Source organism: Pseudoalteromonas sp. AS84 (assembly GCF_038900255.1).
Lineage (GTDB): Bacteria > Pseudomonadota > Gammaproteobacteria > Enterobacterales > Alteromonadaceae > Pseudoalteromonas.
On the sequence record NZ_JBBMQY010000025.1, the window covers coordinates 30,416 to 55,236 of the forward strand.

Consider the following 24,821-nt stretch of genomic DNA (forward strand, 5'->3'; position numbering starts at 1 on the left):
TAAGTGCTGATACAAAAAAACGCGCTCCCTTCTTTTGAATAAATAGAAGTAGCGCGTTTTTTATTGCCTGTAATGTGTTATTAGCTGATTAAATAGTTAACACCTAAACCTACAAATAAAGTCACACTTACGCTAAGTAGTGTACCGAGCATAACGTACTCGGTAAGTTTTTTATCTTTACTGGCACTTAAATCGCCAAACCTAAATACCGATTTTGCGGCAAGTAAAAAACCAAGCCCTGCAAATTGGTCAAGCAATATAAAGCTCAGCATAAGTACGCGCTCCAACATACCAATGCTTTGCCCTGCAAGCACTAAGCTACCAGTACTTGAAAAGTTACTTGTTAAACGCTCTAACATCATTCTTATAAATACGGCGCTAGGACTCAAAATAGTTAAATAACCACATACCACCCACAGTATTTTGGGATCAGTGAGCATATTATTAATTGCAGCCATAAAGCTACTGTTATCAGTTAGCCAAATACTGAGCGCAATAATAACGAGTATGTGCGCTATTTGATCAAGTAAAAAAGGTACCACGCCTTTATTAGAATACGATTTAGCTATATCAATAAAATAATGGCTCACCATAATGCTTGCCGTTGCAATTAAAACACTGCTTAGTTGCTGCCAGCCAAATGTGTATTCCCACATGGTAACGATGAGTGCACTTGTTATACCATGCACGAGTACATGAAAATAAAGCTTAGTGGCTTTAAAGTGACGAGTGTTTCTCTCGTTTACCCAACTCATAGGTTGCCAGTAAAAGTCAGCGAGTAAGTGGCCAATAATAAGGGCGACCACTAAAAGTGAAAACGCCATTATTCACCTCCTTTAATTATATTTTTTATAACGTGCTGTGTGTGCTTAATGAAGCGCTCTATAAGTTGGTAATGCGCTAAATTTAGTAGTTTTGTTACATTTTCGCGACTTGTTTTAAGTTCTTTAGCTAGTGCCGCATGGCTGTTGTCTGATGATGTTAAATAGACATACAGGGCATTTGCTTGTTTTTGTGTGATTTTAGTGAGCAATACGTCAGCAAAGGCTAAATTAAGATTTAAGCTTTCATCAAGCTGCTGCTCATTAATATTAAAAACAAAGCGTTGATTGCCTATTTTATCAAGGGCTTGCCCCGAAAGGGTAAAAGCAGAGCCGGTTGCTGTTTTTATATCGCTACGTGGGTTATCTATTTGCCCAAGCGCTAGGCTTTGGCGTAGCTCATAACCTGATGATTTAAGGTGTAAATACACTAGTATAGCGTTTTTAAAAAGATACTCAGGGTTATTAACTTGTAACTGAAAGGCATCGCCTCGGTATATATTCCAAAGGGTTTGCTCACCCGAAATATTTCGCAAACTTTGCTCTAGTTGGTAAAGCATGGCATCGTATTGCTGCTTAGGGATGGTTTGCGATTTAATAATATCGCCGCTGATCACACCAATCATAAAAATCTCAAAATGGTTACTTTTTAATATGTAACCAATATTGATTACATAAGGGTATGTAACTAATTTAGGTTACTTAAATATAAATTGCAAGGTACACTTATTTTATAATGTTACTTTAATTGCTATTAATCCTCACTAGGACACTAAATGACTTTACAAAACGAGCAGCAGAGCACTAAACCACGGGTCGGTATTTTTGTTGATGTGCAAAACATTTATTACACGTGTCGCGAGAGTTACGGAAAAAACTTTGACTACAATGCGTTTTGGCGGGTAATGCAGGCGCAATACAATATTGAATGTGCTTTTGCGTATGCTATTTATCGAGGGGATGAAAAGCAAAACCAGTTTCAAAATATTTTGCGTGCGATTGGTTTTGACGTAAAGCTAAAGCCATTTATTCAACGCCGTGATGGAAGTGCCAAAGGCGATTGGGATGTAGGCATAACAATAGATATGTTAGAGCAGGGTAAAAACCTTGATAAGGTTATTTTGCTCTCTGGCGATGGTGACTTTGCCTTGTTACTTGGGCATTTAAAAAATCAATATAATGTACCGTGCGATGTTTACGGTGCTGACCGGTTAACCGCTGAGGTATTAAAACAAAGCGCTGAGCAATTTCATTTAATTGATAATACTTTGCTACTTTAATAGCAAAAAATAGTTAAAAAAATGCAAGCTAAGTGCCTGCAACATGAGAGATTTTAATACAAAGCCGTAATAGGTGAATTAAGCTTTATATAGGCTTTTTTTATTACTGTAATCAATTGGGTTTGCTAAATGATTATGGTAATTTTAAAGCATAACGAGTTACCAAGGACTTACATGCTTCATTACAGCAACATGCCACTAGATAGAGGCTCAAATTTTCGTAAAGACCCATCGTGGCTTAAAGCGCAAATGTCGGCGCAAAGTAAATGGGTTTTAGTTAAAAATAATCAAACCCTATTTATTAAAGGTACCCCTAAAGTAAGCTATTTAACGTATCAACAAGTGGCGCATTTAGATTTAACTGATGCTATTTTTGTTGGTTTAAACAATGCTAAACATGGTGTGTTTGCACTGGATGTCTCTGATCTGGATGAAAGCGTACTTATACCTTTAATAGAGGGCGCTCAGTTTTTTGATATTCGCCAATATGGGCCTCAAGTAACTATTAAATATGCCTCAATAGCCGCCCTTGCGAGAGGTTTATGTTATTGGCATGCCACGCATCGTTTTTGTGGGCGCTGTGGTAGTAAAAATAGCTCCGTGGAAGCAGGGCATTCTCGTGTATGTGAAAACGAAAACTGTAAGCATCCTACATTCCCGCGCACCGATCCTGCGGTAATTATGGTCGTTACTAAAGTCTTTGCTGACGGAGTAGAACGCTGTTTATTAGGTCGCCAAGCTGCGTGGCCTATCGGTATGTATTCGTCGCTTGCTGGATTTGTAGACCCAGGGGAGACACTAGAACAAGCTGTTGCACGTGAAGTTAAAGAAGAGGCAGGTATAGAGGTTGATAATGTACGTTATGTAGCATCTCAGCCTTGGCCGTTCCCATCGTCAATTATGCTTGGTTTTTTTGCAGAGGCGACATCTGAGGAAATTAACGTAGATAAAGAAGAGCTAGACGATGCAAAATGGTTTAGCCGTGAAGACTTAGCACAATTTGGTAATTGGCACGAAGAAGGGGAGCATTTAAAGCTGCCTAGAACCGACTCTATCTCTCGTTATTTAATTGAGCATTGGCGCACAAACCCTTAAGGATTAACAATGTCGAGTAAAAGTAATAAAAACACTCAGCTGGTATCATCAGGGCGCAAAAAAGCCTATACACATGGCGTAGTAAACCCCGTTGTACAACGGGCATCTACCATTGTATTTGATACTGTAGCCGATTTAAAAGAAGCAGCTAAAACCCGTGGCGATAAAACGTTATTTTATGGGCGCCGGGGCACAACAACACACTTTGCGCTGCAAGAAGCGATTACAGAACTTGAGGGCGGCGAAGGCTGTGCACTATACCCGTGTGGCGCAGCGGCGATTAGCCAAGTATTTTTATCGTTTTTAAAAACCGGTGATCATATTTTAATGGTTGATAACGTGTACGAACCAACTCGCGATTTTTGCGATAAAATTTTAGTGGGACTGGGCATTACAACAACCTACTACCCGCCAACCATTGGCGCAGGTATTAAAGATTACATTCAGCCAAATACTAAAGTGTTGTTTTTAGAATCTCCAGGTTCTATTACGATGGAAGTGCAAGATGTGCCCGCTATGGTAAAAGTAGCCAATGAGCACAACGTAATGACCATGCTTGATAATACCTACGGTAACGGCTTGCATTATCGCCCGTTAGAGCACGGTGTTGATATTAGTATTCAAGCTGCAACAAAGTATATTGTTGGCCATTCAGACGTGATGATGGGTGTGGCTGTTGCTAATAAAAAGTATTGGCCAACCTTGCGCGAAAACTCGTACTTACTAGGGCAATGTACCAGTGCCGATGATGCGTATTTAGCGCTTAGAGGCCTGCGTACAATGGGTGTGCGTTTAAATCAACATGAAAAAGCAGCAATAGAAGTAGCTAAATGGCTTGAACAACATGAGCTTGTTGATCATATTCGACACCCTGCATTTGAAACCTGCCCAGGACATGAGTTTTTTAAACGTGATTTTGATGGCAGTAATGGGTTGTTTTCATTTGTGATGAAAACCGGTAATCAAAAAGCGATTGATGAATTTTTAGATAGCCTTGAGCATATTAAAATGGGCTTTTCGTGGGGCGGTTTTGAAAGTTTAGTAACGGCTAATTTAACTATGAAAGGGCTACGTTCAAATACAGGTTGGGATTTAGGCCCGGTTATTCGCCTGCATATTGGCCTTGAAGATGTTGAAGATTTAATTAGCGATTTAAGCCAAGCACTTGAAGTTTATAAGCAGCATTTATAATTTTTAACGCAATTTATGTTGTTACATTTAAATGTATTGTTACAAAGCTCACCATTGGTGAGCTTTTTTTTGCTGGTAATTCAAGGTGTTTACACTTAGTGTGGATAAATACACAGAAAATAAAAAGTCATTAAGGATAGTCAATGGCAACACCATTACCGACAAACGTAGGGCGATTAACGCAAATAGCGGGATTTGAGCTTGTACGTATGTTTTTAACTAAACGTGGACTTATTGCATTAGCTGCCTTTGCATTGGTGTGGCTAATCATACTGCGCTACCCAATAGGGCAGGCAGTAGGCATTGTAAGTGCGCCCGATTTTGAGCAAATAGCCCGTGATATATCAGGTTCTATTGGTTTAAGTAAATTATTGGATTGGCCTGAGGCCGAATTTGCTATGTACTGGTTAATAGCCCTGTATAGCTTTCCCGTTTTTGGTTTATTTATTTGTAGCGACCAAACGGTAGGCGACAGAGAGCGTGGCACACTGAGGTTTTTATCACTGCGCTCCACTCGCTTTGAAATACTGTTTGGCCGTTTTTTAGGGCAGCTAGCGGTATTAGCCTGCTTAGTGGGCATTACTCTTGTGGCTACGCTCGCTGTACTAGGGTTTAGAGATCCAAGTTTACTGGCAGGTGGTTTTGCCCGTGCACTTTCTATATTTTTAATATTAGTGATTACTCTGTGCCCATTTGTAGCACTTATGACGTTAATAAATACTTTTGCTCGCTCATCGCGCTTATCTATTGTATTGGCAATTTTATATTTTGCAGCAGGCGGTATTGTAGTTGGTATATTGCAATGGCAAATACCCGCATTAGGCTTGCTTGATTATTTATTTCCGGGTGTGCAAATAGAGTTATTAGCGGGGCAAAATTTACCATTATTAAGCGCTGTTGCTATTCCCCTTGTACAAACAGCGGTGCTACTAAGCGTTGCTCAACGTATTTTTGCAAGGAGCTCACTATGAGACCATTAATTACAGCTAGCGGTTTGAGTAAATCGTATGGTGCAAAACTTGCGCTTAATAATGTGGACTTTGAAATTAACAAAGGCGCGCCAGTGGCGCTTGTCGGGCCAAATGGTGCGGGTAAAACTACCTTATTTAGTTTGTTGTGCGGCTATATAGCGCCAAGTAAAGGCAGCCTTGAAATATTAGGGCATAAGCCAGGTAGTGCTGCTTTATTTAATAAAGTAAGTGCATTACCGCAAGATGCACAACTTGACCCTCGTTTTAATATAGACAAGCAACTCGCCTTTTATGCAAAACTACAAGGTATGGGGGCAAAGCAAAGCCAAACTGAGGCGCTACGTGTACTTGATTTAGTTGGCTTAAAAGAAATTGCAAAGCAGCGTGCAGGTGACTTATCGCACGGTATGCGCAAGCGCGTTACGATAGCGCAAGCACTTATTGGTTCACCACAAATTGTAATGCTTGATGAAGCAACCGCAGGGCTTGATCCGATTCATGCCAGAGAAGTACGTGAGCTAGTATCTGAATTAAGTGAGCAGGCTACATTTATTTTAAGCTCTCACGATTTAACTGAGCTTGAGCGACTATGCTCACAGGTACTTCATTTAGATAAAGGCGTACTAAGCGAGCACCAAACAAAAACTAATAATACCGATAAACACTTTTATACATTAATGCTAAGCGAGGCTTATCAAAATGTTGAGCAACAGCTTCAAGCAATTGCAGGGGTGAGCCGGGTGTATATGAGCCAACATAAAGAATATGTAGTTGAGTATCAGCCAACAGGTGAGCCGCTTGATATTGCACTGCTGAGTTTTTGCCATCAGCACAATTGGAAGTACAGGCAGTTAGTTAATGGTCACACATTAGAGAATCAAATATTTAAACAGGAGAAAGTATAATGGGTTTACTTAGCGGACTTATGGGTAATGCAAGCGAAGTTGACGATTCTGATTTAGAGAAAATCCTCGCCAATACATTAATTGACGGTGAACAAGTAGAAAAGGCATATAAAGTAGTACGTGATATGTTTATTTTTACTAATAAGCGTTTAATCTTAATTGATAAGCAAGGTATGACCGGTTCTAAAATGGAAATGGTGAGTGTTGCTTACTCTAAAATAACCAAATTTAGTAAAGAGAGCGCAGGGCATTTTGACTTAGATGCCGAGCTAAAAATATGGGTTGGCTCAGATCCAACACCAATTAGTAAAGAGTTTAAGTCTGGCGATAATATTAACGATGTTTACCGTATTATTAGCCAACACGCGCTTTAATACGGTACATGTTTTAAGTAGTTGTTGACTAGATGTTGCAACTACTTTAATTTTACAGTTTACAACACTTCCTTACAATTAACTTAATAAATACAACTGGTTAGTTAAGTTTTCATTCAGTTTCCTAACGTTAGCATGTGCCTCGACTTTAGCAATACAGCTAGAGCATAAAAAGCAATGTACATAGGGAAGTCTTACAATGAAAAAATTAGCAGTTATTATTTCGAGCATTTTATTATCTAGCACTGCGGCTGCTGCAGACAGCTATAATTCAATTAGTAACCTAAGCTACAAAAATAGCGATAACAACGATACTGTTGCTGTAGATTCTATTTACTATTTATCTCCTAAAAAAACTTTAGGCCCGTACGATCAGTTTGAATACATCAATAAACAAACTAACGTATATGGTGGCTATGCTGATGACGACTTTGGCGATTTAACATCAGTTGGTGGTGAATACTTCATTAATGAATTTGTTGTTGGCGCATCTTACGAAAACCTAGACCCAGATTCAGGTTCTAACAGTGAGCTTTATAAACTGACGGGTGGTTACTTTTTCAACCCTGATTTACTTGCAAAAGTAACACTAGTTGAAAATAAAGACGGCGATGATTACGCATTATTTGATTTAGCTTACAACTACATGCTAAACAGCACTGATTACGTAGGTGTTACACTTACATCAGACGACGATTTTGATTACCGTGCAGTGGCTGCTAAATACTTTATTGATTTGCAGCAAGGTAACTACCTAACATTTGAAGGTAAATACGAAAGTATTGATGATGCAGAAAACCAATGGGTAGCAGAAACTAACTACTACTTCTCAAAAGCAACATCTGTATTTGCTAACTACAATAAGCAAGATACTTATAGCTTTGGTGCTCAACACTTCATCAATAAAAATATTGGTGTAAAGGTGGGTTACGAAAACAACGCTGATGATTCTGACAACGATGCGTACTTTGCTAACATGCGTTTTCAGTTTTAATTAAGTCCCGCACTTAGTTAATACAAAAGTAATATTAAAAAGCCCGCTAAATTTAGCGGGCTTTGTCGTTTTTAAACGTTTGAGCTTTCAACTATAAACTTTTACCAGCCATAATTACGGCCTTTATCATGCTCATCTAAATAACTCCTTTAAGTTATAAATAGAGTCGCCATGAATGGCTAAATTGTTATTAAAGCCATTAAGTGCAGTCGATGATAATAGCTATAAAATAGTAAGAATTGGAGTTGTTTTTGCTAGTAAACAATAGTTATTGGAAAAAACAGATAAAAATATGCACTGATACAAACCTATTTTTCATTATAAATACAGAAAAAATGAATTAAACAGAGTAATTTTTTTTGAGAAATTAAAAAAATTAGTGAGAGGAAATTATATTGATGAGGTTTATCGAATAATTCAGTTGTGTTCGATTTAGCGACAGTTTGTACCGTATTTGTTACTTTTTGAATTTAAATGATGACATGATATTGTCTTGTAGATTTAATGGATACTTTGTATTTACATTTGCATGTAAATTATTACAACTCCATTGGTTTTAATTTGACCTTTCGTTCAGTTTTTGTTCATTTTTCTGGCGTTAGGATGCGCCCCGACTTTGGCTAGACAGCTGAGGCATTAAAGTAATATTTATAGGGAATTTAAAATGAAAAAATTAGCCGTTATCATTTCGAGCATTTTATTATCAAGCGCTGCAACCACTGCAATAGCCGCAGATACTTACCAATCAATTAGCCATGTAGGATATGTGGACGTAGATGGTGATGACACATTAAGTGTTGACTCAACGTATTATTTTTCTCCAAAAGCGACTTTAGGTCCTTACGATCAATTTGAATACATCAATAAGCAAACAAATGTTTATGGTGCATACAGTGATAATGATTTTGTAGATGTTACTAGCGTTGGCGGTGAGTATTTTGTAGAAGATTTTGTATTAGGTGCACAGTACAATAATTTCGATAGTGATTTTGGCTCAAGCACGGATGTAATTGAACTTTCAGCGGGTTACTTCTTTAACCCAAACCTTGTATTAAAAGCAACGTTTGTTGATGTAGAAGATGCTGACAATCAATTTGTGTTTGACTTAGCGTATAACCACCAGTTAAACAGCACTGATTATATCGGCTTTACAGTAACAGCAGATGATGAGTTTGATTACCGTGCAGTAGCAGCTAAGTACTTTGTTGATTTACAGCAAGGTAACTACTTGACTGTTGAAGGTAAATTTGAAGATGTTGATGGCGATTCAAGTAACTGGGAATTAGCATCTAACTACTATTTCAGCAAAGCAACATCAGTTTTTGTTACAGTTAATAAAAATGATGATTACACTCTTGGTGCTCAACACTTTTTCAACAACAATGTTGGTTTAGAAGCAGGTTACGGCAATAACTGGGATGATTCTGATTATGATGCCTACTTTGCAAATGTAAGCTTACAGTTCTAATTTAACAGAAAATTAGAATATGAATAAAAAGCCCGCTCATTTGAGCGGGCTTTTTGTTCAGCGCTATTTACCAGCCGCAGTTGCGGCCTTCGTTTTGTTTATCTAAATAAGTTTGTAATGGTGCAAAGTAATCGAGCATTGCTGTTGCATCCATTTGCGGCTTACCTGTTACAGTTTCAAGCGCTTCTTGCCAAGGGCGAGACGAACCCATTTCAAGCATAGCGTTTAGCTTATCCCCTGCTTCTTTTGAGTTATAAATAGAGCAGCGATGAATGGCTTTATCGTTACCGGCAATTTCACATAAGCTGCGATGAAACTCAAATTGTAAAATATGCGCTAAAAAGTAACGAGTATAAGGCGTGTTGCCCGGTACGTGGTACTTAGCACCCGGATCAAAATCATTTTCGCTACGTGCGATAGGAGCTTGCACTCCTTGGTATTTTTCACGTAGTTCCCACCATGCTTTATTGTAATTTTCCGGAGCTACTTCACCTGAAAATACCTGCCAGCGCCACTGATCAACCATTAAGCTAAACGGCACAAAGGCGACTTTATCAAGTGCCATTTTCATTAATAAACCAATATCTTTAGATTCATCAGGAACTTGTTCAAGTAAGCCGATTTCTTTTAAGTAACCCGGTGTAACCGATAAGGCAATGGTGTCTCCAATGGCTTCATGAAAACCATCGTTTGCACTTTCTTGATAAAATAAAGGCTGTTTATTATAAGCGCGCTGATAAAAGTTATGACCTAATTCATGGTGAATAACTGAAAACTCTTCGCCTGTGCGCTGAATACACATTTTAATGCGTAAATCGTCTTTGCTATCGATATTCCATGCTGATGCATGACACTGCACATCTCTGTCTTTTGGTTTAACAAACAGTGAACGCTCGTAAAATGTCTCTGGTAGTGCGTCAAAACCCATTGAGGTAAAAAAGTTTTCAGCCCCTTTTACCATTTTAAGTTCGTCGTAATTATTTTGAGCTAATAACTCGGTTACGTCGTAACCCGGATCGGCGTTTTCTGGTGCAACTACATCGTAAATATTACCCCATGCTTGCGCCCACATATTACCAAGTAAGTGCGCTGGTATTGGCTGATCTTGAGGTACTTTGTCGGTGCCGTACTTTTCACCTAACTTTGCGCGAACATGGCAGTGTAGCGAGTTATAAAGCGGTTTAACTTGGCCCCAAATACGGTCAAGCTCGGTGGTGAAGTCATCAGCAGGCATATCGTATTTACTGCGCCACATAGCGCCCGTATCGGCATAACCAAGCTCCTTTGCACCTTCGTTGGTTAGTACTACTTGTTGCTCGTAAAGTGAGCGCATTGGTTTTGATATTTGACGCCAGCCTTGCCATAAATCAAGTAGTTCGTTGTAATCTCGGCTGGTGGCCATTTTTGAAGTCATGTCGCCAAGGCTTAAACAGCTGCCGTCTTCTTTACAGTATTTACCCTTACCGTATAGCCCGCCAAGCTCTGCGACAATTTGTGAAAGTTTCGCTGTTTTATCAGCGTCTTGTGGGGCAGGGAGTGTAAGTGCTAGTTTTAGTTTATCAAGTTTACGGCGAGCATCGTAATCAAGCTCTAGTTCGTCGTATTTTGCAGCTTCATTGGCTAAACGCACGACTGTTTCGGTCATTTTACGGTTAACTTCAGCCGATAGAGCCGACGTATCATGAGTAATAAAGTTTGCGTAAATCCATTCTGCACGGCTCGATTCTAAATAAAGTGCACTTAGTTCTTTTTCTGTGTTTGTTATAAATGTTTTTGCACCTTTAGCTGTTACAGCTTTTTTAGTGTGTGCTGAATCAGTAGTGTCTATCGTTACTTCTGCATCGCAGGCCGTTAAAGCAAGAGTACTTGCTACCATTAAGGCGCTCAGACTTAATTTAAATCGAAAGGGGGTCATGCTATTCCTTTAATTTATTGTTATTAAAACGTTGATAATAGCAGTGATGTTTAAAACAATAAAATGGATGCGTTAAGGCTCACGACTCGTCGTGCAATGATTGTATTTAAATTAAGATGGGTCATAATTAAGTTACTATTTTCATTCAATGTGTAAGGAATGTGCGCATGTTAATATTTATAATATTGCTGGTCGTGGTGGTGGTTATTTTTGCGGTTAAAGATATTCGCCTAAACTTGATTAGTCGTCCTACGTTTAAAATGTTCAAAAAGGTGCTTCCGCCATTATCGCAAACAGAGCGAGAGGCGATGGAAGCAGGTGATGTTTGGTGGGATGGTGAGTTATTTAGTGGGAACCCAGATTGGCAAAAACTGCACCGCTTTCCTAAACCAGAGCTTAGCGATAAAGAAAACGCATTTATGGCTAACCAAGTAGAAACCTTATTGGCGATGCTTGATGATTATCAAATTGTACAAAAAGACAAAGACTTACCAAAAGAAGTGTGGGATTACCTAAAAACAGAAGGTTTTTTTGCGCTGATCATTCCTGAAAAATTTGGCGGTCGTGAGTTCTCGGCAATTGCTAATTCAACGATAGTGTCAAAAATTTCGACTAAAAGCTTAACAGCCGCAGTCACTGTTATGGTGCCTAATAGCTTAGGTCCAGGTGAGTTACTTCTTCACTATGGTACTAAAGAGCAGCAAGATCGTTGGCTGCCAAGTTTAGCAAATGGTACAGATGTTCCTTGTTTTGCATTAACGGGACCAGAGGCGGGCTCTGATGCTGGCAGCATTCCTGATTCCGGTGTGGTGTGTATGGGTGAGCACAATGGCGAGCAAGTAATGGGCCTGCGTTTAAATTGGTCAAAGCGTTACATTACGCTTGCACCCGTTGCTACTGTACTCGGCTTAGCATTTAAAATGTATGATCCAGACGCTTTATTAGGTGATAAAAAAGAGCTAGGCATAACGTGTGCGCTTATACCAACCGATCATCCGGGTGTCGAAACGGGTGAGCGTCATTATCCACTTAATATGGCCTTCATGAATGGTACCACTTACGGTAAAGATGTATTTATACCACTGGATTGGATCATTGGTGGACAAGAGTGTGCAGGGCGTGGCTGGAGAATGCTTGTTGAGTGTTTAAGTGCAGGGCGTGGTATATCACTACCAGCATTGAGTGCAGCAACTGGACATTTAGCTTCAAAAATGACATCGGCATACGCCATGGTACGCCAGCAGTTTGGTGTATCTATAGGGCAGTTTGAAGGTGTGCAAGAGGCACTTGCACGTATTGGTGGTTTAACTTACACACTTGAGTCGTGCCGATTAATGACCGCAGGTGCGATTGATTTAAAATTAAGCCCGTCGGTTGTAACAGCGATTGCTAAATACCATATGACTGAAATGGGTCGTACGGTAATGAACGATGCAATGGATATTCATTCAGGTAAAGGAATTCAAGTAGGGCCTAATAACTATTTGGCGCATGGCTATATGGGTATTCCAGTATCAATTACGGTTGAAGGCGCAAATATTTTAACACGTAACTTAATGATATTTGGCCAAGGTGCAACACGCTGTCATCCATTTGTTTTAAAAGAAATGGAAGCCGCTGCAATGGAAGATGACGACGCAGCACTTGAACAATTTGATGGTTTATTAATGAACCATATAATATTTGCAGCAAGTAATGCAGGCATGGCATTTGTGCATGGCTTGACACGTAGTTGTTTTGCTAAAGCCCCTGTAGGTGGTGAAACGGCTGTTTATTATAAACAATTGAGTAGGATGAGCCGAGGCTTAGCTATTTGCACAGACGTGGCTATGTTAATGCTTGGCGGTGAACTTAAACGTAAAGAAATGATATCGGCACGTTTGGGTGATGTATTAAGTCATTTGTACTTAGCATCAACTGTTTTAAAACGTTATGAAGACGAAGGGCGCCAACAAGCTGATTTACCATTCGTAAAATATGCAATTGAGAACTCATTATTTGAAATTGGCCAAGCGTTTAATGGCTTCTTTAAAAACTTTTCAAATCCGGTTGTTAATTTTATCCTTAAACGTATCGTGTTCCCGCTTGGAAATCATTACCACAGACCAAGTGATGAAGTAGCACAAAGTATTTGTGAGCGTATGACTCAACCGGGTGTATTTAGAAACCGCTTAACACACTTATGTTATGTAGATGAAAATGCAGGTACAGGCGTAATGGAAAATGCATTTTTAGCAATGCACGACATGCAAGCGCAGTTTAAAGATTTAAAACAATGGCAGCGCAAAGGCAAAGTGCCTGCAACGCTCGATATTGAAGGTGCTATAAATTATGCACTTGAAAATAAGTTGTTAGAGCAAACAGATGCAGATGCAATGCATCATGCTAATAAGTTACGAAAGCAAGCCATCGCGGTTGATAACTTTCAACCAGGTGAATTGTAGGGTAGTACTTTACTTACTAACTAAAACGTAAAAAGGCCTTACAAATGTAAGGCCTTTTTATGTGTAATTCATTTCTTTTAACGAGCGTAAGGGTCGGCAACAATTTTATCTATGTACCATTTCCCCTTTTTACGAAGCATTTTTACGCTGCGCATTTCGTCAATTTTATCACCATTTAAATAGCCGGTAAAAATAAGGTTTATTTTGGCATTATCACCGTATTGCTCACGGACGCTCATATTGGTCATATCAACTTCAATGGTTACTTCATCGTATTGCATATTTACTAAGTTACGGGAAAACTGTTTAGCAGTACCGTAGGATTTCATTATGCGTGTAAGGTTGGGTGTTGCCATGGTGCTGGCTTTTTGAAGGTCTTGCTGGTTATAAAGCGCATCAAAATAAGCGGTTGCTGTATCGCCAGGAGTGTCGCCAAGTGTTTTGGTATCGTCACCGCAGGCCGATAAAAATAAACAGAGAACCAAACTTAATAAACTCGTGATTTTTTTCATATTAATTATTATTAATTAGTTTTTTTAAAGTGTGTGGTTTATCTATGAAGATGTAAAGGTATGGCGGGCAATAAATAGAAAATTGGATAATAAATAATAAAAAAGGATGCCTAAAGCATCCTTTTAAAATTTTAGAATTGCTTATTGCACTAGCTCTTGCTCACTAAACTCTTCATCAAACATTGGGCTTGATAAGTAACGCTCAGTTGCACTAGGTAGGATAACAACAATATTTTTATCTGCGTTTTCAGGTTTTTCAGCAATTCGCTTAGCTGCAACAACCGCTGCACCTGACGAAATACCGACTAAAATACCTTCTTTTTTCATTAACTGATGCGCCATTGCAATTGCATCTTCGTTAGATACAAGCTCAGCTGCATCAATTAAGTCCATATCTAAGTTACCAGGGATAAAGCCTGCACCAATGCCTTGGATTTTATGAGGGCCTGGTTTAATTTCTTCACCGGCAAGCGTTTGGCTAATGACTGGAGAGTTAGTTGGTTCAACAGCAATAGATTTAACGTTTAGACCTTTTTCTGTTTTAAGGTAACGGCTAACACCTGTAATAGTACCACCCGTACCTACACCGGCTACAAAAAAGTCTACTTTGCCGTCAAGTGCATCGTAAATTTCTGGGCCTGTTGTTTCAAAGTGAACTTTAGGATTTGCAGGGTTTTCGAATTGTTGTAATAAAATATATTTATCAGGTGCGGTTGCTTGAATTTCTTTTGCTTTTTCAATTGCGCCATTCATACCTTTAGCACCGTCGGTAAGTACTAGGTTTGCACCTAGTGCTTTTAATAGCTTGCGACGTTCTAGGCTCATAGTGTTTGGCATAGTAAGTGTTAACTTGTAACCACGAGCAGCTGCAACAAATGCAAGTGCAATACCAGTGTTACCTGATGTTGGCTCAATAAGTTCTTTACCTTCAACAAGCTGACCTGACTTTTCAGCTTCCCAAATCATTGATGCACCAATACGGCATTTGATACTAAAGCTTGGATTACGAGATTCAACTTTAGCGTATACATTCCCACCCGTAACACGATTAAGTTTTACTAGCGGCGTATTACCAATAGTTAGTGAGTTATCTTCAAAAATAGTAGACATAATGTTCCTTTGGATACAATCTGATCAACGTGCTAATAGCCTTTGCTACTAACTATACATACACACTTTACTGTGAGTTTAAAAAAACTAAAGTAAAGTTTGGCTATAACATATATTTATTGGGCTTATAACCAGTCGAAATAAAAATCAATTATTAACGGTGCTTTAGTTATTGTAGGTGCGGGCTTAATTTGAGATTTAAAGAGTAAAAACTCGTTTAGTCAAAAAATGTTCAAAAGAGCTCTAGATTAAGCTGCATTTGTTCGTTATTTGTGCATATAAATGTAACTTGAATAGTTTTATCACACAATGCGTCTAAAACATGATAAAAACACGTATCTAAATTCAATTAAGCAATCACAATGAAGTTAATCTTAAAATTAATTGCCGGTATTGTGGCCGGTATCTTAGTCGGACTATATGTACCTATAACTGGTGTTGAACTTTTATTTACAGTAAAAGAGCTGATTGGTCAAATTATCTCCTTTACCATCCCTCTTATCATTTTGTTTTTTATTGCATCGGGTATTGCTGGCCTACCAAAAGGGTCTGGTCACTTACTTGGTAAAACAGTCGGGTTTGCTTACAGCTCTACCATTATTGCAGGTACGCTTGCATTTTTATTAGTAAGTGCTGTTATACCTTTTTTAAGTGGTGGCATTACTTTTGAAGCTGAAGTTGCAACTGAAATTGGTAGTTTTATTGATTTAGAAATTCCACCTCTGATGGGTGTAATGACCGCATTAGTGACTGCTTTTGTATTTGGTATAGGCATGAGCCAATTAGAACTTGATACACTTAAAAAGGTGTCTGATCAGGGGCGAGATGTAATTGACGGGTTATTATCAAAAGTAATTATACCTGCTTTACCATTTTACATTGCTGGCGTATTTGCCGAAATGACGGTAGCGGGCACTGTGGTTGATACATTGCAAACATTTGGTGTAGTACTAGTTGCTGCGCTTGTTATGCATTGGTTATGGTTAAGCGTTTTATATATAGCGACAGGTATATTGTTAAAACGTAATCCAATCGAATTAGTTAAAAATATGCTCCCAGCTTACTTTACTGCGTTAGGTACTATGTCGAGTGCAGCAACGATTCCAGTATCGCTACAATCAAGTAAGGCAAATAATGTTAAAGAAGATGTAGCTAATTTTACTGTGCCGCTTTGCGCGACTATTCACTTATCTGGCTCAACTATAACAATAGTAACCTGTGCAATGGCTGTTATGTTTTTATCGCCAAGCATGGAAGTTCCTTCATTAATGGGTATGCTGCCATTTATTATGATGTTAGGTGTAGTAATGATTGCAGCTCCAGGTGCTCCAGGTGGTGCAGTCATGTCGGCGCTTGGTTTATTAACAAGCATGCTTGGGTTTAATGAAGGTGCTGTAGCATTAATGATTGCACTTTATTTAGCACAAGATAGCTTTGGTACTGCGTGTAATGTAACGGGTGATGGTATCATTGCGTTATGGGTTGACAGATTTAGCGAAAAATCGTCAGCTTAAACTATTAGAGTGAGGCAATAATATTAATTATTGTTTCGCTTTATGTATGTTACTGTGGCAAATTAATTTAATTAAATTGCATGTTGTTAGGTAAGTGAGGATGTTCCATTGATTAATGTACTTTTAGTTGATGACCATGAACTTGTACGAACAGGAATCAAGCGTATTCTTGATGACGTACGAGGGTTTAAAGTAATTGGCGAAGCTAAAACTGGCGAAGAGGCTGTACAGTTTTGTCGTCAGCATGCGCCAAACATAGTATTAATGGATATGAATATGCCAGGCATGGGCGGATTAGAAGCGACTAAAAAGATTTGTCGTTACTGCCCAGATGTAAAAATTATTGTGCTTACTGTTAATTGTGAAGATCCGTTTCCGAGCAAGGTAATGCAAATTGGCGCTCATGGCTTTTTAACTAAAGGTGCAGGCTCTGACGAAATGGTTCGTGCTATTCGTTGCGTTCATGCTGGTCAGCGTTATATTGCCCCTGAAATTGCACAGCAGATAGCGCTTGCACAAGTAACAGGGCGCACAGATGAAAACCCTTTTCAGAGTTTATCTGAGCGAGAGCTGCAAATTATGCTTATGATCACCAAAGGTGAAAAAGCACAAGATATAGCAGAGCGTTTAAATCTAAGCTCTAAAACAGTAAATAGCTATCGCTACCGTATGTTTGAAAAGTTAAATGTAGGTGGCGATGTTGAGCTTACCCATTTAGCTATTCGTCATAAAATGATTGATATAGACGTTTCGTACTAACTATAATTTATGTCTGAATTTGATCACGTACATTTTCTCAAAACGCTATCAAGCGAGCCGGGTGTATACCGAATGCTTGATAGTGACAGCCAAGTTATTTATGTTGGTAAAGCTAAGCATCTAAAAAAGCGTGTTAGCAGTTACTTTAGAAGTAATATTACCGATAGCAAAACACGCGTTTTAGTGAGTAATATTAGTGACATTGAAGTCACTCTCACCAATACTGAAACCGAAGCGCTGCTGCTTGAAAATAACCTAATAAAAAAATATCAGCCTCGCTACAACATATTATTGCGCGACGATAAGTCGTACCCCTATATTTTACTAACTAGCCATAAACACCCACGTTTAGCGTTTCATCGTGGCAGTCGTAAAATTAAAGGCGAGTACTTTGGGCCTTTCCCAAGCGCAGGAGCGGTATCTGAAAGCTTGCGCTTAATGCAAAAAATATTTCCTGTTCGTCAATGTGAAGATGCTTATTACCGCGCAAGAAGTCGCCCGTGTCTGCAATATCAACTTAAACGTTGCTCAGCTCCATGTGTAAATAAAGTAACGGATGATGATTACAGCGAGCAGGTTGATTATGTTCGTAAATTTTTAACAGGTAAATCTCACGAAGTTATTGCTGATTTAATAAAAAAAATGGAAGCAGCCAGCCTGCAGCTAAACTTTGAATTAGCGGCAAAAGTTCGCGACCAAATAATGCTACTTCGTAAAATGCAGGAGCAACAGTCTATTTCTGGTAACTTTGCAGAAATGGATGTTGTCGGTTTTGCGCATTTAAACGGGTTAAACGGTATTCATTTATTAATGATCCGCGATCATAAAGTGCTGGGTAGTAAAACCTATTTTCCAAAAGTACCTAAAGATTCGAGTGAACAAGAAATATTGACCTCATTTTTAGGACAATATTATTTAGCGCCAGGAGCAACTGGGCGTATTGCAAAAGAAATCATATTACCGTTTGAAATAGAAGAAAGCGCGGCGCTCGGCGAAGCACTCTCACAAATAAGTGAACGTAAAGTAACTCTTAAAGTTGTCACTCGGGGTGAGCGTGCGCAATACCTACAACTCGCAAATAAAAATGCATTAAACAGTATTGCGGTTAAACAAAGTACCCAAGACTCTATTAATAAACGTTATGCACAATTAAAAGCAACACTGCGACTTGACGATATTACCCGAATGGAGTGTTTTGATATAAGCCACACCATGGGGGAGAACACCGTTGCAAGTTGTGTTGTATTTGACTCACAAGGCCCAAATACAAAAGAGTATAGGCGCTACAACGTAACAGGTATAACTGGTGGCGATGATTATGCTGCAATGGAATTTGCACTTAACAAACGCTATAACAAGTTAGTAGACGAAGACAAAATTCCAGACGTTATCTTTATTGATGGTGGTAAGGGGCAGTTAGGGCGCGCTGAGCAGTATTTTTCTAATTGGCCGCACACAAAAATGCCTTTATTAGTAGGTGTTGCAAAAGGAACGAGTCGCAAACCCGGGCTTGAAACACTATTGATTGACGGTGGACGCAAAACCATTCCGATGGATTCAGATGCACCTGCGCTTCATTTGATTCAGCATATTCGTGATGAGTCTCACCGTTTTGCAATTGCTGGGCATCGTAATAAACGACAAAAACAACGAACACAATCACTATTAGAAGAAATAAATGGAGTAGGTTCTAAGCGTCGCCAAACATTATTAAAATATTTAGGGGGCATGCAAGGTGTAAAAGCTGCTAATATAGAACAGTTAAAGAAAGTTCCTGGGATCAGCCCTGACATGGCTGAGAAGATATTTAACCATTTGCATGACAAGGGCTAGCCCTTCATGCGAATATAGCCAAAAAGACATATCCAAGTAGTTATGTGGAATATTCCAAACACACTTACAACATTTAGACTTTTTCTTATCCCCGTTTTTTTGGTGATATTTTATTTGCCTTATAGCTGGGCATTTTTTGCTGCCGCCTTTATTTTTTGGCTTGCATCGATTACCGATATACTAGACGGTTATTTAGCAAGAAAGCTTGAGCAATCAACTCCTTTTGGTGCTTTTTTAGATCCTGTTGCTGACAAAGTAATGGTATGTGCTGCACTTGTAGCGTTATCTGATCAGTACCAGTCAATGTATATGACAATACCAGCTCTTATTATTATAAGCCGTGAAATTATTATATCTGCACTTCGCGAATGGATGGCAGAGCAGGGCAAGCGCGGTAACGTGGCTGTTTCAAACATGGGTAAAATAAAGACGGCTGCACAAATGTTAGCCATTATCGGTTTGATTTGGCAATATGATACGTGGATGAACTATTTAAGTTTTGGATTACTGTACATTGCGACCTTTTTAACCTTGAGTTCTATGATGCAATATTTACGTGCAGCATGGGGTGAATTGACTAAAAATTAACTCTAAATGTATAATAACGCACCGTTTTAGATAAAAAACAAGCAAACAGTTCAAAACTAGCATTTTTTGTATTGACGCGTTTAATAATCTCTGTAGAATGCGTCCGTGTTGAGAGGGCATAGCCCCCGAGATAAACAAAACGGTAATTAATCAGTTACCTGAATGTTCACATAAATCATCATGTGTTAATTCAAATAGCTGATAAATAAAATGCGGTACTAGCTCAGTTGGTAGAGCGCGACCTTGCCAAGGTCGAGGTCACGAGTTCGAGCCTCGTGTACCGCTCCAAGTTTATCTTAAGGTTATTACCCCAATGTTGGGGCGGAATGGCAGAGTGGCCATGCACCGGATTGCAAATCCGTTTACCTCGGTTCGACTCCGGGTTCCGCCTCCATTTCAACACTCCACACGCTTTAATTAGCAAACTCGATGCCCGAGTGGTGGAATTGGTAGACACAAGGGATTTAAAATCCCTCGACTAACAAGTCGTGCCGGTTCAAGTCCGGCCTCGGGCACCACTATGTGGTTTAATTGCATTACCAAGTGTAATTTATAAAATGATTAATTTAGAATTAATATGATGCGGTACTAGCTCAGTTGGTAGAGCGCGACCTTGCCAAGGTCGAGGTCACGAGTTCGAGCCTCGTGTACCGCTCCATATTAGTTTTATCCACTTGCTTTTAATAGCAAACTCGATGCCCGAGTGGTGGAATTGGTAGACACAAGGGATTTAAAATCCCTCGACTAACAAGTCGTGCCGGTTCAAGTCCGGCCTCGGGCACCACTTTAAATTATTTTACCAAGATAATTTAAAGTTAATAAAACAGTATTTTGCGGTACTAGCTCAGTTGGTAGAGCGCGACCTTGCCAAGGTCGAGGTCACGAGTTCGAGCCTCGTGTACCGCTCCAAATTATTTGGATACATTTAGGCGGAATGGCAGAGTGGCCATGCACCGGATTGCAAATCCGTTTACCTCGGTTCGACTCCGGGTTCCGCCTCCATATAATTTACTCCACACGCTTTAATTAGCAAACTCGATGCCCGAGTGGTGGAATTGGTAGACACAAGGGATTTAAAATCCCTCGACTAACAAGTCGTGCCGGTTCAAGTCCGGCCTCGGGCACCATCTTTACTAAAATCCTCAGATAAAATTCATTTAAATTCTAAATCACTTCTATTTTTAAAATATTCAAAAATTATCCTTATTTAGATTCCCAATCTTATTTTTAATACCTACTTACCTTTAATATCTATTTTTTTAATATCTTAAAGTTTCATCATCATACATTTATAAAGCTGCCAGTTTGTATTTAACCGTTAATGCTTTTATCCAATCTGGTTAAATTAACTGAATTGGTATAATTAGTTGTGAATAAGAGCACCTGTTAATAACAAAGAAAAAATCGGAACGCTGGCTATTCAATTTTCTTGGCAATTACTCCTGCACCTATGTTTTAGTAAATCAAATGCTTTTAACTCTGCTAACGTAAGGTTTGCTCTCTAAAAATAGCTAAGTTTTAACGAGGGGTGGCATTAATGAATGTAATTGAAGTGCGGTGTCTAAAATAAATTTAATATAGGAGTATAAGAAATGCGTTTAGTACTTAGTTAGACGAATTGCTAATGTTTTATAAGCGACCCTTGAGGATCGCTTATAAAGGATAAATTGTTATTGCAGTTTACTCTGAGCTTTGTAAATTGGATACTCGCTCAACAAGCCTTGAATAAGCGCAATACACATTAAAATAAGTACTATTGAAAACGGCAAAGCTGTAGTAACTACGCCCGACTGAAGCGCTTGCAATGCTTGCGAGCCACCAACCCAAAGCAATACTGCTGCAATCACGCCTTCGACTGTAGCCCAAAATATACGTTGTGGCACTGGTGCATCTATTTTACCGCCCGCAGTTATACCATCTATTACAAGCGATCCTGAATCAGATGACGTTATAAAAAATACCAACACGAGTGCTATAGAAATAATAGAAATAAAACTAGAAAGTGGTAACTGCTCGTATACCTGAAATAAAGTCACTGAGATATCAGTTAAACCACTTTGTCCAAGTGGGCCAACTTTATCTATAACTTGTGTAATTGCCATATTTCCGAATACGCCCATCCAAACCAAACTAAGAAGCGTTGGTAGGCCAATGACGACGAGTAAAAACTCGCGTACAGTGCGCCCCTTTGAAACTCTAGCAATAAACATCCCAACAAACGGCGACCATGATATCCACCATGCCCAATAAAACACAGTCCAAGAGTGCATCCAATCTTCATCGGGTCTATTAAAAGGATTGCTTAAAGGTACAAAGTGTTCTGCGTACGCCCCAAGGGTAAACCAAACAGCAGTAATTGCATCAGAGAAAGTAAGGGCAATAACAACTAATAATAAAATAAATGCACAAATTAAATTAACATTGCTCAGTACTTTAACACCGCCCTCAATACCTCTAATAACAGAGAAAATTGCAATACACGTTACTAAACCAATAACAGATATTTGAAAAGCAGTCCCATAATCAGTGCCTAACAGATAATTTATCCCGCTGGTAGCTTGTTGAGCGCCAAGGCCTAGCGATGTAGCTAAACCAAATAAAGTAGACAGTACAGCGAGTATATCGATGATATGACCAAGCCACCCCCAGGCACGATCACCAAATAATGGATAAAAAACAGAACGTATAGATAAAGGAAGGCCTTTGTTAAATGCAAAAAAAGCCAAGCTTAATCCAACAACAGCGTAAATCGCCCATCCATGTAAACCCCAGTGGTACATGGTTGCACCCAAAGCTAATGAGTGTGCTTGCGGTGAGTTTGGCTCAACGCCCATAGGCATATGATACCAACCAGTATAATATGCAGTTGGCTCAGCAACCCCCCAAAACAGTAAGCCAATACCCATTCCTGCTGCAAACAGCATTGAAAGCCACGACATATAGCCATGTTCTGGGCGAGCTTTTACGCCACCTAAACGAATTTTACCCAAAGGAGAAAATGCTAAAATAACGCAAAATATCACAAAGGCATTGGCTAGTAACATAAAGTAACTATCAAATTGATTAATTATGGCGTCTTTAGTCGAGGTTAGTGCATCACGGGTAACGGTAGGGTCAAAAACTAGGGTAAGTATTACAAATAAAATAACTAAGAAAGCGCTTATGCCAAATACTGGGTTATGGATATCAAATCCCCACTTTTGTACATTATCTTGCCCAACTTGGTAATCAGTAGTGTCTATACTGTATTTTTTTGTTATGTCATCCATCGGACCTCCTTTTTATAGATAACTTAATTCATATATCCTACGTAATTAAATATAAAATAGTTTTAAAATTAATATAACTTTTTATTTATAAGAAATGAGATGTTTAAGCGTAATATTTGTTATTTTTAGAACTAAAAAAGCGAGCCGTAGCTCGCTGTTTATTATTTACTGCCAGGCCTCGGGATCGACCTCTTTAGCAAGTTTAGGATGTTTACTCTTATCAAAGGTAGGTATTAGGCCTTTCTTGCGTTGCTCGTTATAATCTTTAGAAAGCCATACAACAACACCTGAAAGCATAAATAACGCTATAACGTTTACAATAGCCATCAAACCCATTGATATATCTGCCAGCGTCCAAATTAAACCAAGCTTACCAACAGCGCCAAACATCACCATACCTAAAACAACAAGTCTAAAGATAAACATACCTTTATTAGAGTTGTGCTCTAAAAACATTAAATTTGTTTCAGCGTAAGAGTAATTAGCCACAATAGAAGTAAAAGCAAAAAACAATATAGCAATGGCAATAAAGTAAGTACCCCAGTCGCCGACATGTTCTTGTAATGCTGCTTGTGTAAGTTCAATCCCCATAACACCAGATTCAGGTATTAATTGCTGCGATAGTAAAATAAGAGAAGCAGTCGCTGTACAAATAACAATAGTATCAATAAATACACCTAGCATTTGCACATAACCTTGTGATGCTGGATGAGGCGGGTAAGGTGTAGCAGTAGCTGCGGCATTAGCTGCACTACCCATACCTGCTTCGTTTGAGAATAAGCCACGCTTTATACCTTGGATCATAGCTTGTGTAACACCATAACCAATTGCACCTGCACCAGCTTGTTCAATACCAAAAGCACTCTTTATAATAAGGGCGAGTACATCCGGGAGTGCAGTAAAGTTAATAGCACATACATAAAGAGCCACTAACAAGTAAGCTAATGCCATAAATGGCACAACCATTTCGGCAAAACGAGAAATCGTTTTCAAACCACCAAAAATAATAATACCAGAGCCAATAACCAAGCAAATGCCTACTATATACTTAGGTACATCAAACGCTACTTCAAATGCTGCAGCAATAGAGTTTGACTGTACGGCGTTAAATACCAAACCAAAGGCTAAAATTAAGCATAGCGAGAATAAAGTTCCCATCCAGCGTTTACCTAAACCGTTTTGCATATAATAAGCAGGGCCACCTCTAAAATTGCCTTCAACATCCTTTGTTTTATAAGCCTGAGCTAAAGTACTTTCAGCAAAGCTTGTAGCCATACCTATTAATGCAATAAGCCACATCCAAAAAATAGCACCCGGACCACCTAGGTATAAGGCAACAGCAACACCAGCCATATTGCCTGTACCAACGCGGGCAGCTAACGAAGTACAAAAAGCCTGAAAGGATGAAATTTCGTTATCGGCACATTTACGAGAGCCAAACATAACTTTGAACATATGTGGGAATTGCACAAACTGAATAAAGCCTAGTCGAAAAGTAAAGAAAAGGCCTGCTGCTATTAATAAGTAGACGAGAACTTGGCCCCATAGAAGGGCACTTATACTGTTTATTATGTCTGTCATGGATACTGCCTAAATACATGAGTTAAAAAAGTGACCGCAACTTATCACATCAGGTTAAAAGTGTTTAGTTTTAAAGTTCAAAAGCAGAGTTATCAACAGGGTTTTGTGGGTAACTTGTGTTTATCGTGTGTGCTTGCTTGGGGCTTAATTTTAATTACTATTTTGTGTAAATAACGCTTGCGTAAAATTCGCCGCTC

General features: G+C 39.0%; 20 protein-coding genes and 8 tRNA genes. 21 read left to right on the forward strand and 7 right to left on the reverse strand.

Annotated features, from left to right (window positions below; translation table 11 throughout):
• Nucleotides 1-80: 80 nt before the first annotated feature.
• Nucleotides 81-824, reverse strand: a complete 744-nt coding sequence (locus WNY79_RS18520; RefSeq protein ID WP_290192862.1) for a DUF3307 domain-containing protein — start codon at nucleotides 822-824, stop codon at nucleotides 81-83.
• Nucleotides 824-1,447: a hypothetical protein gene (locus WNY79_RS18525; RefSeq protein ID WP_182712725.1), complete on the reverse strand. Its 624-nt coding sequence runs from the start codon at nucleotides 1,445-1,447 to the stop codon at nucleotides 824-826. The genes WNY79_RS18520 and WNY79_RS18525 overlap by 1 nt, the downstream gene beginning before the upstream one ends.
• 150 nt (nucleotides 1,448-1,597) lie before the next feature.
• Between WNY79_RS18525 and WNY79_RS18530 the strand changes: the two genes are divergently transcribed.
• The 8 genes from WNY79_RS18530 to WNY79_RS18565 all read left to right on the forward strand — a co-directional run bounded on the left by WNY79_RS18530 (nucleotide 1,598) and on the right by WNY79_RS18565 (nucleotide 9,099).
• Nucleotides 1,598-2,101, forward strand: coding sequence for an NYN domain-containing protein (locus tag WNY79_RS18530; protein WP_024594121.1), 504 nt, complete (start codon nucleotides 1,598-1,600; stop codon nucleotides 2,099-2,101).
• A 174-nt stretch (nucleotides 2,102-2,275) separates the two neighbouring features.
• Complete coding sequence (gene nudC, locus WNY79_RS18535; protein ID WP_342876588.1) at nucleotides 2,276-3,196, forward strand: NAD(+) diphosphatase; 921 nt, start codon at nucleotides 2,276-2,278, stop codon at nucleotides 3,194-3,196.
• 9 nt (nucleotides 3,197-3,205) lie between these two features.
• Entirely contained in the window at nucleotides 3,206-4,387 is a 1,182-nt protein-coding gene (locus WNY79_RS18540; protein WP_182716713.1) for a cystathionine beta-lyase, read from the forward strand.
• Nucleotides 4,388-4,530: 143 nt separating this feature from the next.
• On the forward strand, nucleotides 4,531-5,358 hold the full coding sequence (locus WNY79_RS18545; protein ID WP_342876581.1) for an ABC transporter permease subunit: 828 nt from the start codon (nucleotides 4,531-4,533) through the stop codon (nucleotides 5,356-5,358).
• A complete protein-coding gene (locus WNY79_RS18550; RefSeq protein ID WP_170072922.1) occupies nucleotides 5,355-6,263 on the forward strand; it encodes an ABC transporter ATP-binding protein in 909 nt (302 codons plus the stop codon). Before WNY79_RS18545 ends, WNY79_RS18550 begins: the two co-directional genes overlap by 4 nt.
• Nucleotides 6,263-6,637 carry a PH domain-containing protein gene (locus tag WNY79_RS18555; RefSeq protein ID WP_024599818.1) on the forward strand — a complete coding sequence of 125 codons (375 nt, stop codon included), beginning with the start codon at nucleotides 6,263-6,265 and terminating at the stop codon, nucleotides 6,635-6,637. Before WNY79_RS18550 ends, WNY79_RS18555 begins: the two co-directional genes overlap by 1 nt.
• 199 nt (nucleotides 6,638-6,836) lie before the next feature.
• Nucleotides 6,837-7,631 (forward strand): putative porin, encoded by a 795-nt coding sequence (locus WNY79_RS18560; protein ID WP_002962833.1) that lies wholly within the window; start codon nucleotides 6,837-6,839, stop codon nucleotides 7,629-7,631.
• A 664-nt stretch (nucleotides 7,632-8,295) separates the two neighbouring features.
• Nucleotides 8,296-9,099, forward strand: a complete 804-nt coding sequence (locus tag WNY79_RS18565) for a putative porin (RefSeq protein WP_076924385.1) — start codon at nucleotides 8,296-8,298, stop codon at nucleotides 9,097-9,099.
• A 67-nt stretch (nucleotides 9,100-9,166) separates the two neighbouring features.
• On the opposite strand, the gene WNY79_RS18570 is transcribed toward WNY79_RS18565, so the two are convergent.
• Nucleotides 9,167-11,014 carry a M2 family metallopeptidase gene (locus WNY79_RS18570; protein ID WP_342876582.1) on the reverse strand — a complete coding sequence of 616 codons (1,848 nt, stop codon included), beginning with the start codon at nucleotides 11,012-11,014 and terminating at the stop codon, nucleotides 9,167-9,169.
• A gap of 167 nt (nucleotides 11,015-11,181) precedes the next feature.
• Here WNY79_RS18570 and WNY79_RS18575 point away from each other — a divergent pair, with 167 nt between their 5' ends.
• Nucleotides 11,182-13,458, forward strand: a complete 2,277-nt coding sequence (locus WNY79_RS18575) for an acyl-CoA dehydrogenase (protein WP_342876583.1) — start codon at nucleotides 11,182-11,184, stop codon at nucleotides 13,456-13,458.
• A gap of 77 nt (nucleotides 13,459-13,535) precedes the next feature.
• On the opposite strand, the gene WNY79_RS18580 is transcribed toward WNY79_RS18575, so the two are convergent.
• On the reverse strand, nucleotides 13,536-13,970 hold the full coding sequence (locus WNY79_RS18580; protein WP_024599814.1) for a hypothetical protein: 435 nt from the start codon (nucleotides 13,968-13,970) through the stop codon (nucleotides 13,536-13,538).
• A gap of 141 nt (nucleotides 13,971-14,111) precedes the next feature.
• Nucleotides 14,112-15,080: a cysteine synthase A gene (gene cysK / locus WNY79_RS18585; protein WP_342876584.1), complete on the reverse strand. Its 969-nt coding sequence runs from the start codon at nucleotides 15,078-15,080 to the stop codon at nucleotides 14,112-14,114.
• A 362-nt stretch (nucleotides 15,081-15,442) separates the two neighbouring features.
• Between cysK and WNY79_RS18590 the strand changes: the two genes are divergently transcribed.
• From WNY79_RS18590 to WNY79_RS18645, 12 genes are all read left to right on the forward strand, one after another.
• Nucleotides 15,443-16,594, forward strand: a complete 1,152-nt coding sequence (locus WNY79_RS18590) for a dicarboxylate/amino acid:cation symporter (protein WP_024599812.1) — start codon at nucleotides 15,443-15,445, stop codon at nucleotides 16,592-16,594.
• 108 nt (nucleotides 16,595-16,702) lie between these two features.
• The gene (uvrY, locus tag WNY79_RS18595) at nucleotides 16,703-17,353 is read left to right on the forward strand and encodes a UvrY/SirA/GacA family response regulator transcription factor (RefSeq protein WP_007377972.1); all 651 of its coding nucleotides are present in this window, start codon (nucleotides 16,703-16,705) and stop codon (nucleotides 17,351-17,353) included.
• 9 nt (nucleotides 17,354-17,362) lie between these two features.
• Entirely contained in the window at nucleotides 17,363-19,186 is a 1,824-nt protein-coding gene (uvrC, locus tag WNY79_RS18600; protein WP_024599811.1) for an excinuclease ABC subunit UvrC, read from the forward strand.
• Nucleotides 19,187-19,228: 42 nt separating this feature from the next.
• Nucleotides 19,229-19,774, forward strand: a complete 546-nt coding sequence (gene pgsA, locus WNY79_RS18605) for a CDP-diacylglycerol--glycerol-3-phosphate 3-phosphatidyltransferase (protein WP_032827134.1) — start codon at nucleotides 19,229-19,231, stop codon at nucleotides 19,772-19,774.
• 212 nt (nucleotides 19,775-19,986) lie between these two features.
• A tRNA-Gly gene (locus tag WNY79_RS18610) sits at nucleotides 19,987-20,062 on the forward strand.
• Between the two features lie 32 nt (nucleotides 20,063-20,094).
• Nucleotides 20,095-20,168: transfer RNA gene (locus WNY79_RS18615), tRNA-Cys, on the forward strand.
• A gap of 37 nt (nucleotides 20,169-20,205) precedes the next feature.
• Nucleotides 20,206-20,292, forward strand: a tRNA-Leu gene (locus WNY79_RS18620).
• A gap of 64 nt (nucleotides 20,293-20,356) precedes the next feature.
• A tRNA-Gly gene (locus WNY79_RS18625) sits at nucleotides 20,357-20,432 on the forward strand.
• Nucleotides 20,433-20,471: 39 nt separating this feature from the next.
• Nucleotides 20,472-20,558 (forward strand) — tRNA-Leu (locus tag WNY79_RS18630).
• A gap of 49 nt (nucleotides 20,559-20,607) precedes the next feature.
• Nucleotides 20,608-20,683 (forward strand) — tRNA-Gly (locus WNY79_RS18635).
• A gap of 19 nt (nucleotides 20,684-20,702) precedes the next feature.
• Nucleotides 20,703-20,776 (forward strand) — tRNA-Cys (locus WNY79_RS18640).
• A 38-nt stretch (nucleotides 20,777-20,814) separates the two neighbouring features.
• Nucleotides 20,815-20,901, forward strand: a tRNA-Leu gene (locus tag WNY79_RS18645).
• A 543-nt stretch (nucleotides 20,902-21,444) separates the two neighbouring features.
• On the opposite strand, the gene WNY79_RS18650 is transcribed toward WNY79_RS18645, so the two are convergent.
• Together WNY79_RS18650 and WNY79_RS18655 are read right to left on the reverse strand one after the other, a co-directional pair.
• Complete coding sequence (locus WNY79_RS18650; protein WP_342876585.1) at nucleotides 21,445-23,043, reverse strand: BCCT family transporter; 1,599 nt, start codon at nucleotides 23,041-23,043, stop codon at nucleotides 21,445-21,447.
• 165 nt (nucleotides 23,044-23,208) lie between these two features.
• Nucleotides 23,209-24,624 carry a sodium:alanine symporter family protein gene (locus WNY79_RS18655; protein ID WP_342876586.1) on the reverse strand — a complete coding sequence of 472 codons (1,416 nt, stop codon included), beginning with the start codon at nucleotides 24,622-24,624 and terminating at the stop codon, nucleotides 23,209-23,211.
• Nucleotides 24,625-24,821: the final 197 nt, after the last annotated feature.

Bases quoted from the DNA above. Each gene is read 5' to 3' on its own strand.
- WNY79_RS18520 (WP_290192862.1), bottom strand. From the start codon at position 824: ATGGCGTTTTCACTTTTAGTGGTCGCCCTTATTATTGGCCACTTACTC.
- WNY79_RS18525 (WP_182712725.1), bottom strand. From the start codon at position 1,447: ATGATTGGTGTGATCAGCGGCGATATTATTAAATCGCAAACCATCCCT.
- WNY79_RS18530 (WP_024594121.1), top strand. From the start codon at position 1,598: ATGACTTTACAAAACGAGCAGCAGAGCACTAAACCACGGGTCGGTATT.
- nudC (WP_342876588.1), top strand. From the start codon at position 2,276: ATGCTTCATTACAGCAACATGCCACTAGATAGAGGCTCAAATTTTCGT.
- WNY79_RS18540 (WP_182716713.1), top strand. From the start codon at position 3,206: ATGTCGAGTAAAAGTAATAAAAACACTCAGCTGGTATCATCAGGGCGC.
- WNY79_RS18545 (WP_342876581.1), top strand. From the start codon at position 4,531: ATGGCAACACCATTACCGACAAACGTAGGGCGATTAACGCAAATAGCG.
- WNY79_RS18550 (WP_170072922.1), top strand. From the start codon at position 5,355: ATGAGACCATTAATTACAGCTAGCGGTTTGAGTAAATCGTATGGTGCA.
- WNY79_RS18555 (WP_024599818.1), top strand. From the start codon at position 6,263: ATGGGTTTACTTAGCGGACTTATGGGTAATGCAAGCGAAGTTGACGAT.
- WNY79_RS18560 (WP_002962833.1), top strand. From the start codon at position 6,837: ATGAAAAAATTAGCAGTTATTATTTCGAGCATTTTATTATCTAGCACT.
- WNY79_RS18565 (WP_076924385.1), top strand. From the start codon at position 8,296: ATGAAAAAATTAGCCGTTATCATTTCGAGCATTTTATTATCAAGCGCT.
- WNY79_RS18570 (WP_342876582.1), bottom strand. From the start codon at position 11,014: ATGACCCCCTTTCGATTTAAATTAAGTCTGAGCGCCTTAATGGTAGCA.
- WNY79_RS18575 (WP_342876583.1), top strand. From the start codon at position 11,182: ATGTTAATATTTATAATATTGCTGGTCGTGGTGGTGGTTATTTTTGCG.
- WNY79_RS18580 (WP_024599814.1), bottom strand. From the start codon at position 13,970: ATGAAAAAAATCACGAGTTTATTAAGTTTGGTTCTCTGTTTATTTTTA.
- cysK (WP_342876584.1), bottom strand. From the start codon at position 15,080: ATGTCTACTATTTTTGAAGATAACTCACTAACTATTGGTAATACGCCG.
- WNY79_RS18590 (WP_024599812.1), top strand. From the start codon at position 15,443: ATGAAGTTAATCTTAAAATTAATTGCCGGTATTGTGGCCGGTATCTTA.
- uvrC (WP_024599811.1), top strand. From the start codon at position 17,363: ATGTCTGAATTTGATCACGTACATTTTCTCAAAACGCTATCAAGCGAG.
- pgsA (WP_032827134.1), top strand. From the start codon at position 19,229: ATGTGGAATATTCCAAACACACTTACAACATTTAGACTTTTTCTTATC.
- WNY79_RS18650 (WP_342876585.1), bottom strand. From the start codon at position 23,043: ATGGATGACATAACAAAAAAATACAGTATAGACACTACTGATTACCAA.
- WNY79_RS18655 (WP_342876586.1), bottom strand. From the start codon at position 24,624: ATGACAGACATAATAAACAGTATAAGTGCCCTTCTATGGGGCCAAGTT.